The following is a 12,872-nucleotide window of genomic DNA, read 5'->3' as shown; positions in this document are numbered from 1 at the left end:
CTTCTATTCTCCCCTCCCCTTCAGGGGAGGGGCTGGGGGTGGGGCGGTGCCACGGGCGACCCGGCCCGGGGGAGAGGCTCCACCCGAACCCCCTGAGGGGAGGATTTCAGTCTCCATAAACGACGAAGGGGCAGGGGGCGTTGCCGCCACCTGCCCCCGAAACGTCGGTACGGGAAGGGGATCACCCCTCGGCCGTATCCTCGTCGCCAGCCTCTTCGGCGGCGTCGGCAGCAGCCTCGGCGGCGGCCTCCTCCGACTGTGCCTCGGCGACTTCGGCATCGAGCGCCTCGTCGGCGGCGGTCGGGACGGTCGGCGGCACGATCGTGGCGATCGCGAAGTCGCGGTCCTCGATCGCCGGCGTCGCGCCGTTCGGCAGCGTGACGTCGCTGATGTGGATTGCGTCGCCGATCTCACGACCCTTGAGCGAGATGGTCAGTTCCGCCGGGATGTCCGCGGCGTCGACGACCAGCTCGATCTCGTGACGGGTGATGTTCAGCACGCCGCCCTGCTTCAGGCCGCGGCACTCGGCCTCGTCCGTGAACACCACCGGCACCGCGACGGTAACCGTCGAATGCTCGGAAATACGCAGGAAGTCGACATGCGTCGGGCGGTCGCTGACCGGGTGGAAGGCGACGTCCTTGGGCAGCGTGCGCTGTCCGGCGACCATCACGACCGTGTTCATGAAGTGCCCCGTCGACAGCGCCTTGTTCAGCGCCTTCTCTTCGAGGTGGATGGCGGTCGGCTCCTTGCCGAGGCCGTAGATGACGGCGGGCACGCGGCCGTCGCGACGCAGTGCCCGGGAGGCTCCCTTGCCAACCCGGTCACGCGTCTCGGCCGCGAGCGTGATGGTCTCGCTCATGTAACGTCTCCGAAAACAGTGTGTCTATCCGCGCCACGCCTCCAGGGATGGTGATGGCCGGAAGCGGGCGCGCCTAGCGGAAATGCGGATGAAAGGCAAGGTGCGGCACTCAATCCTCCCCGCTCGCGGGGAGGTGGCGCGCCGTAGGCGTGACGGAGGGGCAGCCCCAAGCCGTGTCGCCCGTGACTGCCATCCACCAGCTTCGCTGGTCCCCCTGCCCGTGCGGGGGGAGGACCAGAAGATCAGTACGGCACCCGTTCCGCCTTGACGCCGATCCGCTGCAATTGCGCCTGCACGCTCTCCGGCCCCGCCAGATGTCCCGCGCCGACCGCGACGAACACCGTGCCCGGCTTGTCCATCCGCATCTTCACCCAGTCCGCCCAGCGCGCGTTACGGTCGGTGAGCAGGACCTTCGCCACCTCCGGCGAGTCCTTCAGGCTGTCGTTCATCTCGCTCGCGAGATCGTCGGGCCGCCCCTTTGCCCAGTCGTCGACCATCCGCGCCATCTGCTTCTCGACGGTCGGCAGTTCGTCGACCGTGCTCTCGAGGAACTGGAGTTGAGCCTTCGCCGACAAACCCGCAAAATAGCCGAGCTGCTGCTCCGCCGTCTCCAGCCCGATCACCGGCTTGCCCGCGGCCTTGGCGGCGGCGGTGATGACTTCTTCCGGGCCGTTCGCCGAGTCGTAGCCGAGCTTGGACAGCGGCGCGACCGACAGCTGCGTCGCCGCCAGCCACGGCCGATACCGGTCCAGCGCGTTCGCCGGCAGCCCGAGATCGACCACCGCCTTGCCGAACGCCGCACGCTTGCTCGCCGGCAGTTGCTCGGTCAGCGGCTGCGTGCCCGCGGGGGCAACCCCGGTGGCCGCGACCAGCCCCTGCATCTTCGCGGGGTCGGGCATCACCAGTTCCAGCACGACCTCTCCCGATCGATCGAACGCGGTCTTCACCGCTTCGTCGAACCACGTCATGCCCGGCTTCAGGACGTGGATCGTCCCGAACAGGTAGATCGTCGTGTCGGCGTCCTTCACCACCCACAAGGCCGGATCGGCATCCGCCTTCGCGGTCTGCGGGGTGGGCGCCTGCTGCGCGCAGGCGGGAAGGGCGAGGAACGCGGCGAGGGCCGTCGCGGTGAGTTTCAGCATGCGCGTCATGTGGAGCGTCCCGGGTGCGAGCGAAAGGGCGCGCGATCGATAATACCGGAAACGTTACGAACCCTTCAGCGGAACCGGTGCTCCCCTTGCGGGGGCGGCGGGGTTTCGCCAAAGCGCAGGGCATGTCCGCCGCTCCACCCGCCTCCCCGCCTGCTGCCCCACCTGCTCAGCGCCCGCTGTCCTTTCAGCGGATGATCCTCGCGCTGCACGACTATTGGAGCGAGCGCGGCTGCGTGATCCTGCAGCCCTATGACATGGAGATGGGCGCGGGCACCTTTCACCCCGCCACCACGCTGCGGGCGCTGGGGCCGGATACCTGGAACGCCGCCTTCGTGCAGCCGTGCCGCCGTCCGACCGACGGCCGCTACGGCGAGAACCCCAATCGTCTCCAGCATTACTACCAGTATCAGGTGATCCTGAAGCCCAGTCCGCCCGATCTTCAGGACCTGTACCTCGGCTCGCTGGCGGCGATCGGCGTCGACACCGCGCTCCACGACATCCGCTTCGTCGAGGATGACTGGGAATCGCCGACGCTCGGGGCATGGGGGCTGGGCTGGGAAGTCTGGTGCGATGGGATGGAGGTGACGCAGTTCACCTATTTCCAGCAGATGGGCGGTTACGACATGAAGCCTGTCGCGGGCGAGCTGACCTATGGGTTGGAGCGGCTGGCGATGTACATCCAGAACGTCGACAACGTGTACGACCTGGCGTTCAACGACAGCGGCGTCAGCTACGGCGACGTGTTCCTGGAGAACGAACGGCAGATGTCGACCTGGAACTTCGAGGTCGCCGACACCGACACGCTGTTCGACCTGTTCCGCAAGGCCGCGGCGGAATGCGAGAACTGTCTGGAGCGCGGGCTGCCGATCCCTGCCTACGAACAGGCGATCAAGGCGTCGCACACCTTCAACCTGTTGCAGGCGCGCGGCGTGATCTCCGTCGCCGAGCGGCAGGCCTATATGGGCCGGGTGCGCGATCTGGCGAAGGGTGCGTGCGGGGCGTGGATGGACAAGAACGGATGGGCTGCGTGACCGACTTCCTCCTCGAACTCCGCTCCGAAGAAATCCCGGCGCGCATGCAGGACAAGGCGCGCGAAGACCTCGCCCGCCTGTTCGCCGCCGAACTCGCCAAGGCAGGCATCGCCACCGGTGCGATCGCCACATACGCGACCCCGCGCCGCCTCGCGCTGATCGCGCGCGACCTGCCGCTGGAGACCGCCGCCGTCACCGAGGAGGTGAAGGGCCCCAAGACCGCCGCGCCGCCACAGGCGCTGGAGGGCTTCCTGCGCAAGACCGGCCTGACGCGCGAGCAGCTGACCGAACGGGACGGCGTGTTCTTCGCGATCACCGAAAAGCCCGGCCGCGCCACCGCCGACGTGCTGGCGGAGGCGATCCCGGCGATCGTCCGCGCCTTTCCGTGGCCCAAGTCCATGCGCTGGGGCGCAGCGTCGACGTCCACCGAGTCGCTGCGCTGGGTGCGCCCGCTGCACGGCATCGTCGCGCTGCTCGGCGAGGAGCTGGTGCCCGTGTCGATCGCGGGGATCGAGAGCGGCTATGCGACGCTCGGCCACCGCTTCCACCACCCCGGCCCGATCACGATCGGATCGGCCGACGATTACGTCGCCAAGCTCAACGCCGCGCACGTCATCGTCGATCAGGATGCGCGCCGCACGATCATCCGCGACCGCGCTTCCGCACTGGCGGCGGAGGCCGGTCTGGTGCTGGTCGAGGACGAGGGGCTGGTGGGCGAGAACGCCGGCCTGACCGAATGGCCGGTGCCGCTGCTCGGCCGGTTCGACGCCGAATTCCTGAGCGTGCCGCCCGAGGTCATCCAGCTGACCGCGCGCGTGAACCAGAAGTATTTCGTGTGCCGTGATTCCGGTGGCGCGCTGGCCAACGCCTTCGTCTGCACGGCGAATATCGAGGCGTCAGACGGCGGCGCGACGATCGTCGAGGGCAACCGCAAGGTCCTCGCCGCCCGCCTGTCGGATGCGCGCTTCTTCTACGACACCGACCTGAAGGTGCCGCTGGAGACGCAGGCGGAAAAGCTGTCGAAGATCGTCTTCCACGAGAAACTGGGCACCGTCGCCGACAAGGTCGACCGCGTCGCCAAGCTGGCCCGGTGGCTGGTGGAGGAGGGGATAATCCTCCCCGGCACGGGGAGGGGGACCAGCGAAGCTGGTGGAGGGGGCGTGCCTCATGGTGCGTCGCTCGCGGACGCCCCCGCCCACCATCCCGCGGACGGTCCTCCTCCCCGTGCCGGGGAGGAACTGGCCGGCCTCGCCGAACGCGCCGCGCGGCTGGCGAAGGCGGACCTCGTCACCGGCATGGTCGGCGAGTTCCCGGAGTTGCAGGGCCTGATGGGCGGCTACTACGCCGCCGCACAGGGCGAAGACCCGCGCGTCGCGGCGGCGGTGCGCGATCACTATAAGCCGGTCGGGCAGGGCGACGAGGTGCCGACCGATCCCGTGACGGTGGCGGTATCGCTGGCGGACAAGCTGGATACGTTGGTCAGCTTCTTCGCAGTCGATGAAAAGCCAACCGGTTCGAAAGATCCGTTCGCATTACGTCGCGCAACGATTGGAATTATAGAGCTGGTTCTAAAAAACGATTTACGTGCTCGTCTAACGATCGCAATCCTAGTCTCTTCGTATGAATGGTACTTACAAGCGCACAAGGATGAGTACCGACAGGCTTTTGCCGATGCGTACTTCGGTTTGGAGCTGGCAGCAGGCAAGATGCCTTCTTCCGAAGAAGTTGCCAAACTCGCGGATGATCGGCTTGGAGGGGACGATCGCTTCTTGTCCCGTGGGCATAAAGCAGCAAGAGAAGTAGTTCGGTTCTTCGCCGACCGCCTGAAAGTCCAGCAGCGCGAAGCCGGTGTCCGCCACGACCTGATCGACGCGGTGTTCGCGCTGGGTGGGGAGGACGATCTCGTCCGCCTGCTCGCCCGCGTCCGCGCGTTGCAGGGATTCGTCGGGACCGAGGATGGCGCCAACCTGCTCGCCGGCTACAAGCGTGCGGCCAATATCCTGAAGAAGGAGGGGTATTCGGTCGCTCCCAAAGCCGTCACCCCAGCGGAAGCTGGGGTCTCGGGCGATGGCGCGGGGACGGAGCCGCCGGAAACCCCAGCTTTCGCTGGGGTGACGGGCGTTGGAGCGACCGGCGCCGGGGGGACGAAGGACACGTCTTCCTCGCAAACGCTGTCCTACACGCCCGAAATAGCGGAAGCGGACCTGATCGCCGCGCTCGACGCCGCCGAACCCGCTGCCGCCCGCGCGGTGGAGGCGGAGGATTTCGAGGCGGCGATGGCGGCGCTCGCCACGCTGCGCGGGCCGATCGACGCGTTCTTTGACAGCGTGACCGTCAACGATCCGGATGCGGACAAACGCGCCGCGCGTCTGGCGCTGCTCGCCCGCGTGCGCGACGCGGTGCACACCGTCGCCGACTTCTCGCGCATCGAGGGATAAAGCCGCGTTGGACTAACCTTAGACTAACTTTCCGCGGCCCATCGTGAAAATAGCTTGCCAGAATGTTGCGGCGCACAACATACGAATGCATCGATATATCTAGAGGACGAGGGACATGGCGACGGCACCCGGAACGAGCACCGATCTGAACGGGGCCGACGATCGTTATGTCTACCGCTTCGGCGGGGGGGTGTCCGATGGCGGCAAGGGCGACCGGAACCTGCTCGGCGGCAAGGGTGCGAATCTGGCGGAAATGGCCTCGATCGGCCTGCCGGTGCCGCCGGGCTTCACCATCTCCACCGCGATGTGCACGCGCTATTACGAGGAGGGGGAGGTCTTCCCGCAGTCTCTGCGCGACGAGGTGGCGCAGGGGCTGGCGCATATCGAACAGGTGACGGGCAAGGCGTTCGGCGACGCGGCCAATCCGCTGCTCGTGTCGGTCCGCTCCGGCGCACGCGTGTCGATGCCGGGAATGATGGATACCGTCCTGAACCTCGGGCTGAACGACGATACGGTCGAAGGGCTGGCTCGGGGTTCCGGAGACGAGCGGTTCGCGTGGGACAGCTATCGCCGCTTCATCCAGATGTATGCCGACGTGGTGCTGGAACTGGATCACGGCGCGTTCGAGGAAGCGCTGGAGATCGCGAAGGAAGACAACGGCTTCACGCTGGACACCGAACTCTCCGCCGCCGATCTGAAGACGCTGGTCGCCGAGTACAAGGCGCTGGTCGAGGCGGAATGGGGCAAGCCGTTCCCGCAGGACGTGCATGACCAGCTCTGGGGTGCGGTCGGCGCGGTGTTCGGGTCGTGGCAGTCGGAGCGGGCGAAGGTCTATCGTCGCCTGAACGACATTCCCGCCGGATGGGGCACCGCCGTCAACATCCAGGCGATGGTGTTCGGCAATATGGGCGAAACGTCGGCAACGGGCGTCGCCTTCACCCGCGATCCGTCCAAGGGTGACCGCGCCTATTACGGCGAATTCCTCATCAACGCGCAGGGCGAGGATGTCGTCGCCGGCATCCGCACGCCGCAATATCTGACGAAGACCGCGCGCGAGGACGCGGGCGCCAAGGCTGCGTCGATGGAAGAGGCGATGCCGGAGGTCTACGGCGAACTCGCCGCCGTGTTCGACCGGCTCGAAAACCACTACCGCGACATGCAGGACATCGAGTTCACGGTCGAAAAGGCCAAGCTCTGGATGCTCCAGACCCGGTCGGGCAAGCGCACCGCCAAGGCTGCGCTGAAGATCGCGGTCGACATGGCGAACGAGGGGCTGATTACGCACCGCGAGGCGATCGCCCGCGTCGATCCCGCCGCGCTCGACCAGTTGCTGCACCCGACGCTTGATCCTTCGGCGCCGCGCGACGTGATCGCCAAGGGGCTGCCGGCCTCGCCCGGCGCGGCGTCGGGCGCGACGGTGTTCGACGCCGATACCGCCGAACGCTGGGCCGCGGACGGCAAGGCGGTGATCCTCGTCCGCACCGAAACCAGCCCGGAAGATATCCACGGCATGCATGCGGCGCGTGGCATCCTGACCGCGCGGGGCGGCATGACCAGCCACGCTGCCGTCGTCGCGCGCGGCATGGGCCGGCCCTGCGTGTCGGGTGCCGGCAGCATCTCCATCTCGGCCAAGGACAAGATCCTGCGGGTCGGCGGGCGGGAGGTGCGCGAGGGCGACATCCTGACGATCGACGGCGCGACCGGGGAGGTCATGGCCGGCGCGGTCGCGACCGTGCAGCCCGAGCTGGCGGGGGATTTCGGCACGCTGATGGTCTGGGCCGACGAGGTCCGCCGCCTGAAGGTGCGCGCCAACGCGGAGACGCCGGCCGACTGCCGCACCGCACGCGAATTCGGCGCGGAGGGCGTCGGCCTGTGCCGGACCGAGCATATGTTCTTCGACGCCGCTCGGATCACCGCGGTGCGACAGATGATCCTGGCGTCCGACGAGAAGGGTCGCCGCGCCGCGCTGGACAAGCTGCTGCCCGAACAGCGCAGCGACTTCGCGGAAATCTTCGAAGTCATGGCGGGCCTGCCGGTGACGGTGCGTCTGCTCGATCCGCCGTTGCACGAATTCCTTCCCCATGAGGAAGCCGAGTTCGCGGAGGTCGCGACGGCGGCGGGGGTCGATATCGATACGCTGAAGCGGCGCGCGGCCGAGTTGCACGAGTTCAACCCGATGCTCGGTCATCGCGGGTGTCGGCTGGGCGTGACCTATCCGGAAATCTACGAAATGCAGGCCCGCGCGATCTTCGAGGCGGCGCTGGATGTCGCCGAGAAGTCGGGCGAGCCGCCGATCCCGGAAGTGATGATCCCGCTGGTCGGCACCAAGCGCGAACTCGATCTGATGAAGGCCGTCGTCGACAAGGCGGCGGAGGCCGTGTTCACCGAACGCGGCAAGCGCGTCGAATATCTCGTCGGGACGATGATCGAGCTGCCCCGCGCCGCGCTGAAGGCGGGCGAGATCGCGGAGACGGGCGAGTTCTTCTCGTTCGGAACCAACGACCTGACGCAGACGACGCTGGGCGTCAGCCGCGACGACGCCAGCCGCTTCCTCGGCGCCTATGTGGAGCAGGGCATCTACGCCAAGGACCCGTTCGTCAGCCTGGACGTCGAAGGCGTCGGCGAGCTCGTGGAAATGGCGGTCGAGCGCGGGCGCGCCACGCGGCCCGACATCAAGCTGGGCATCTGCGGCGAACATGGCGGCGATCCCGCCTCGATCGCGTTCTGCGAGAAGGTGGGCCTCGATTACGTGTCGGCGTCGCCCTACCGCGTGCCGATCGCGCGGCTGGCGGCGGCGCAGGCGGCCTTGGCGCGATCCTGAACGACGGGCGCAACGATGGCGCTAGTGGTTCATTTCGACTATAGTTGACGTTGCGTTAACCGGTGTGTTCTTCAGCGGACGGGAAGTATTCGGCAAAACCCTGACAGGGTTCTTAAATCCGGGTTTGCCCGATTCGCGGTGACGGCATGTTGGTTCGGCGCAGGACGTCACACTGTCAGGGGGAACCATCATGCTCAAGACCATCGTCACGACCGCATTGCTGCTCGCGCCATTGCCTGCGGCCGCGCAGACCGTCAGCAATGCCAGCGGCTTCGTCGGGTTCGACGCCAATGCCCGGATCGCCTCGACCGTGACTGCGCAGGATATGCCAAGCGATACGTGGACCACGATGCCGCGCACGATGGGCGTTCTTGCCCGTGCCGTGGCCTCCGGCCCCAATGGCGGCACCGTCACCACTTTCGGCGGAACGACGGGCAGCTGGGCGACTGACGGCCTGTCGGGTGCAATCGGTACGAACGCCGGCTGGAGCTTCGCTGCCCAGCCGGGCGAGAATGGTGTTGGCGCCAATTTCGGCGACGGGCTGAGCTGGAGCTACGATTTCACGCTCGATCGGGCTGCGACGCTGTCGTTCAACTACGCCATCACCGCCGACGGCGCGACGTTCGGGCTGCAAAGCTGGAACTTCGTCATCAACGGCTCGGAGACCAGTCTAGCCAGCGGCAACGCCGTGACGGATCCACGGGGCACGGGGCTACTCACCTTCGCGCTGGCGGCCAACACCCCGTATTCGTTGCGCCTGACGACCAACGGCAACGTCAGCTCCGGTAACCCGCTGAACAATTACTCGGGCCGTCAGGATGGCGATTTCCGTTTCGCCATCGGCGGCGCGCGCGTGCCGGAGCCAGCCAGCTGGGCGTTGATGATCGCGGGCATCGGCGTGGTCGGCGGCGCACTGCGTCGTCGTAGCGCTTTGGTACCCGTCGCGGCGTAATGACGTCGATACGGACGGTGCCGCTTGCCGGCATCGTCCGTATCAAGCCGTTCCCTGCGGATGACCGAGCGGCGATTGGGCGACCCAGAAGCGGAAGCCGTCGACTTCGGCGCCCATGCAGTCCTTGCCGCCGCAGCCCGATGCGGCGTCGGCAAGCTGCGTCATCATGCTGGCGAGCATCCGGAATTGCAGTACCGTCATCGTGACCTTGGCGTCCCGGTTGTGGCCCTCGACGGCGGCGCGCATCTTGTCGGCTTCGGCGCGCACAGCCTGCGCCTGTTCGCCGATCCCGGCCACCGAACACCTCTGGCGCATCGTCCACTCCCGTTTCGTTACGGTCGCGACCCTATGCGCCGGAGGGTTAACGAGGTGTTGAGCATCACACGCGCGGGCGCTGACCCCAGTCGAACCAGCCGCGACGCTCGCCGGAAGGATAGGCGGGGCGGACGCGGTTGGCCGCCGCCGTGGCGCGGGGTGCGATCGTCGCGGCGGTGACGGGCGCGGTCCTGGCGAGGCGGGCATGCTCCCGCTCCAGCTCGGCGTTGCGGCGGTCGGCGGCGGCGATCCGCGCCTCGGCTTCCTTGCGGTTGGCGGCATGCGCCTCGCGCTCGGCGGCGTAGCGCGTCTTCCACGTCTTGCCGCCCGGATGGCTCGCCAGCCCGAGCAGCCAGCCCGCGACGAGCACCAGCGCGACGATCAGCCATTGGGTCGTGGTGAACATCGAAATCCCTCCTGTTACGCAGGGACAACGATCGTGTGTCTGGTGGGTTGCGGAGTGCGGGATGCGCCGGCGCGAAACGCATCGGCCCCTAAGCCGCTGCCTCGGGCCGGTCCTGATCCTGCTGAACGTCCAGCCAGGTTAGCGCTGCACTTTCCGATATAAAGAAGTTCAGGATGTCGCCGCGCGACAGGGCTCTTCGCATCTGCATCTTGACGAGGCTTGAGGACACCAGGACCGCGACTTTGTCGCCGGCTTGATAGATCCTTCCCGTCGCATCCTGTACGCAGGCCTGACCCTCTGGACTGTGCGGCTTCAGGTCGACGGCGTTGATGAGGACCCTGATCGGACGGTCTGCCGCACGCCAGCGCTTCACCACTGCCGCGTTTTCGGCGAAATGATCCCGCAATGTCGGCAGGTCGAAGAAGCCCTCGACATGGATGAGGATCACCCCCTGGAGCCGATCATCCTCGATCGTGTATTCGGGCTTGGTGGCGACAATGGCGATGGACATCATCGCGACCTATGCAGACGCGGTTGCCAAGGGATGTATGATCCAGAACGGTTGTGTCGGTCGAACGCGGATCGGCAATCCTGTCAAGCGTTGCTGCCGTGCAAAAGGGGGAAGCATGACGATCAGCGTGGAGGGCGTACAGGTCGGCCAGGTCGCGCCGTTGGGACCGAAAGCCGTACCGAGCGGCTATGTGAAGCGACCCGTCCTCGGCACGGTGTCTGTGTCGTCGCTAGGGTTGAGCGGGGACGAGCAGGCGGACCATTCCGTGCACGGTGGGCCGGAAAAAGCCGTCTACGGGTACTCCGCCAGCCACTATGCCGCGTGGCAAGCCGAGTTCCCGGAGCATTCCGAGCGGTTCGTCGCTGGCGGCATGGGTGAGAACCTGACGATCGCCGGATTGGATGAAAGCGGGTTGTGCGTCGGCGACGTGCACCAGATCGGCTCCGTCACCTTGCAGGTGTGTCAGCCGCGTCAACCATGCTTCAAGCTTGTTGCGTATTTTGGCGATCCGAGAATGGCGCGTGCGATGGTCAGGAGCGGTCGCTCCGGCTGGTACTACCGCGTGCTCGAAGGCGGCGAGCTCCGCGTGGGTGCCGATGTCGTCCTCGTGCATCGCCCGCAGCAGTTCTCCTTCGCCCGCCTTGTCGCGATCGTGAACGGTTCGGCTGCTACGCAGGCAGAGGCGGCTGCACTCGCGGAGATGCCGGAACTGGCGTCGACGCTCAGACGGTCCGTCCAGCTCGGGTAACTTCGATACGCGCAGCGGTCGGGTACCTGATCCTGGTGCTGGTCGTGCGCATCGTCGGCCGACGTCCGGGAAAACAGCTGACGCCGTTCGAGTTCGTACTGATCTTCTATCTCGGGGGGCTGACGCTCACCGGCATGGTCGGGATCGAGGCGTCGATGGTCAACGGCGTCTGCCAGATCCTGACGATCGCGCTGTGCCACCGCACGCTGTCGATGCTGCGGTTTCGATCGGATCGCGTCACGAGGGTGCTCGACGGCGTGCCGCTGATCCTGATGGAGGCGCGCGGCTGGCGCACGGATACGCTGCGCCGGATGATGGTTCAGGATGACGACGTGATGAACGTGGCGCGCGAGCAGGGCATTCGCGATCTGTCCGGCATCCGCATCGCGGTGCTGGAAACGTTCGGACAAATCACGGTCATCCCCAAGACCCCGCACCCGCCGCGAGATGCATGATGACGCGCGGGTCCTTCCTCAACCCCGTCGAAGACTCCGTGCCCAAGGTGGATGACGAAATCGCCGTGGGCGAGGACCTCGACTTCCAGCGGCGCTGGTGGCGGTTCGAGAAGCTCGTCTGGACCGTGTTCCTGATCGTCATCGTCTGCGATCTGGCAGGGCTGTTGGGGCGCGGATGGCTGGCCAAGGCCGAGGCGTCGACACCCGACAGGGCACTGGTCGTCGACTATGAGCGGATCGAACGGGCGAACACGCCCTCGACGATGACGTTGCGCTTCGGGCCTGCTGCGATCCGTCGCGGGCGCGTGCAGTTTCATGTCAGCGATGCGGTCGTGCGCGATCTCGGCGCGCAACGTATCGCGCCGCAGCCGTCGACCTCCACACCCGGACAGGGTGGCATCAGCTACGTCATCCCGGTGACGGCGGCTCCAGCGGCGGTGCAGATCCAGCTTCAGCCGGCCGCGCCCGGTCGCTACACGTTCAAGATCCAGCTCGCCGATGCGGCGCCGATCACGCGACGCGTGCTCGTCCTGCCCTGAGCCACCTCAATGGATACGATCCTACGAGCGACCGCCGGATACTTCATCCTGTTGCTCGTCGTGCGCGTGCTCGCCCGGCGGGCAGGATCGCAGATGACGCTGTTCGAGTTCGTGCTCGTGTTCCTGATCGGGGGTGTCATCATCCTCGCAACGGTCGGGCCCGACCGGTCGGTGACGAACTGCACCTGCGCGGTGATCGCCGTCGCCTCCCTCCACCGCTTCGTCTCCTGGGCCAAAAGCCGGAGTCCGCGGATCGGTGCGATCGTCGACGACACGCCGATCGTGATCGTTCAGGGAGGCGAGTGGCGGGAGGACGTGCTGAAGGGCATGGGCGTCCGCCGGGAAGACGTCGTTGCCGCCGCTCGCATGCATGGCATCGGTTCCTCGTCCGACATCCAGTATGCCGTTCTGGAGCGGAATGGCGGTATCACCGTCATGACGAGAAGCTAAGCCGGTATCAGCTCGTCTTCTGCAATCGGGGTTCGATCCGGAGGTTGACGACGTCGGTGCCCGCCGGACGCGTCAGGACAAAGACGATCGCCTCCGCGATCTCCGTCGCGGGCAGCATCTGTTGATTTCCACTGAGAGCTGACCCGGCGAAGGCATAAATTTCCACCGAGAAGTGACCCGTGTCTCAACCTCACCC

Annotated in this window: 13 protein-coding genes; 8 read left to right on the top strand and 5 right to left on the bottom strand. The window is 66.7% G+C overall.

The window, feature by feature from the left end; translation table 11 throughout:
• Positions 1–181: 181 nt before the first annotated feature.
• Together AC0CH8_RS18740 and AC0CH8_RS18735 are read right to left on the bottom strand one after the other, a co-directional pair.
• The gene (locus AC0CH8_RS18740; RefSeq protein WP_204200344.1) at positions 182–859 is read right to left on the bottom strand and encodes a 50S ribosomal protein L25/general stress protein Ctc; all 678 of its coding nucleotides are present in this window, start codon (positions 857–859) and stop codon (positions 182–184) included.
• A gap of 242 nt (positions 860–1,101) precedes the next feature.
• Positions 1,102–2,001 (bottom strand): TraB/GumN family protein, encoded by a 900-nt coding sequence (locus AC0CH8_RS18735; protein ID WP_465241184.1) that lies wholly within the window; start codon positions 1,999–2,001, stop codon positions 1,102–1,104.
• 200 nt (positions 2,002–2,201) lie between these two features.
• On the opposite strand from AC0CH8_RS18735, the gene AC0CH8_RS18730 reads away from it, so the two are divergent.
• From AC0CH8_RS18730 to AC0CH8_RS18715, 4 genes are all read left to right on the top strand, one after another.
• On the top strand, positions 2,202–3,041 hold the full coding sequence (locus AC0CH8_RS18730; protein WP_465241183.1) for a glycine--tRNA ligase subunit alpha: 840 nt from the start codon (positions 2,202–2,204) through the stop codon (positions 3,039–3,041).
• A complete protein-coding gene (gene glyS, locus AC0CH8_RS18725) occupies positions 3,038–5,479 on the top strand; it encodes a glycine--tRNA ligase subunit beta (RefSeq protein ID WP_465241182.1) in 2,442 nt (813 codons plus the stop codon). The genes AC0CH8_RS18730 and glyS overlap by 4 nt, the downstream gene beginning before the upstream one ends.
• Positions 5,480–5,594: 115 nt before the next feature.
• The gene (gene ppdK, locus AC0CH8_RS18720; RefSeq protein WP_465241181.1) at positions 5,595–8,300 is read left to right on the top strand and encodes a pyruvate, phosphate dikinase; all 2,706 of its coding nucleotides are present in this window, start codon (positions 5,595–5,597) and stop codon (positions 8,298–8,300) included.
• A 190-nt stretch (positions 8,301–8,490) separates the two neighbouring features.
• Positions 8,491–9,252, top strand: coding sequence for a PEPxxWA-CTERM sorting domain-containing protein (locus AC0CH8_RS18715; protein WP_465241180.1), 762 nt, complete (start codon positions 8,491–8,493; stop codon positions 9,250–9,252).
• Between the two features lie 42 nt (positions 9,253–9,294).
• Here the strand turns inward: AC0CH8_RS18715 and AC0CH8_RS18710 are convergent, their stop codons facing one another.
• The 3 genes from AC0CH8_RS18710 to AC0CH8_RS18700 all read right to left on the bottom strand — a co-directional run bounded on the left by AC0CH8_RS18710 (position 9,295) and on the right by AC0CH8_RS18700 (position 10,487).
• Complete coding sequence (locus AC0CH8_RS18710; protein ID WP_465241179.1) at positions 9,295–9,549, bottom strand: hypothetical protein; 255 nt, start codon at positions 9,547–9,549, stop codon at positions 9,295–9,297.
• Positions 9,550–9,631: 82 nt separating this feature from the next.
• Positions 9,632–9,973 carry a hypothetical protein gene (locus AC0CH8_RS18705; protein WP_465241178.1) on the bottom strand — a complete coding sequence of 114 codons (342 nt, stop codon included), beginning with the start codon at positions 9,971–9,973 and terminating at the stop codon, positions 9,632–9,634.
• An 88-nt stretch (positions 9,974–10,061) separates the two neighbouring features.
• Positions 10,062–10,487, bottom strand: coding sequence for a hypothetical protein (locus AC0CH8_RS18700; RefSeq protein WP_465241177.1), 426 nt, complete (start codon positions 10,485–10,487; stop codon positions 10,062–10,064).
• Here AC0CH8_RS18700 and AC0CH8_RS18695 point away from each other — a divergent pair.
• From AC0CH8_RS18695 to AC0CH8_RS18680, 4 genes are read left to right on the top strand one after another with little or no spacing between them, the layout of a single operon-like run.
• The gene (locus tag AC0CH8_RS18695; protein WP_465241176.1) at positions 10,477–11,232 is read left to right on the top strand and encodes an MOSC domain-containing protein; all 756 of its coding nucleotides are present in this window, start codon (positions 10,477–10,479) and stop codon (positions 11,230–11,232) included. The genes AC0CH8_RS18700 and AC0CH8_RS18695 overlap by 11 nt on opposite strands.
• A 35-nt stretch (positions 11,233–11,267) precedes the next feature.
• A complete protein-coding gene (locus AC0CH8_RS18690) occupies positions 11,268–11,687 on the top strand; it encodes a DUF421 domain-containing protein (RefSeq protein ID WP_465241175.1) in 420 nt (139 codons plus the stop codon).
• Complete coding sequence (locus tag AC0CH8_RS18685; RefSeq protein ID WP_465241174.1) at positions 11,684–12,226, top strand: hypothetical protein; 543 nt, start codon at positions 11,684–11,686, stop codon at positions 12,224–12,226. Before AC0CH8_RS18690 ends, AC0CH8_RS18685 begins: the two co-directional genes overlap by 4 nt.
• 9 nt (positions 12,227–12,235) lie before the next feature.
• Positions 12,236–12,676 (top strand): DUF421 domain-containing protein, encoded by a 441-nt coding sequence (locus AC0CH8_RS18680; protein WP_465241173.1) that lies wholly within the window; start codon positions 12,236–12,238, stop codon positions 12,674–12,676.
• Positions 12,677–12,872: the final 196 nt, after the last annotated feature.

This window comes from Sphingomonas sp. AC435, assembly GCF_979253005.1.
This window is presented reverse-complemented; position numbering and strand designations above follow the sequence as displayed.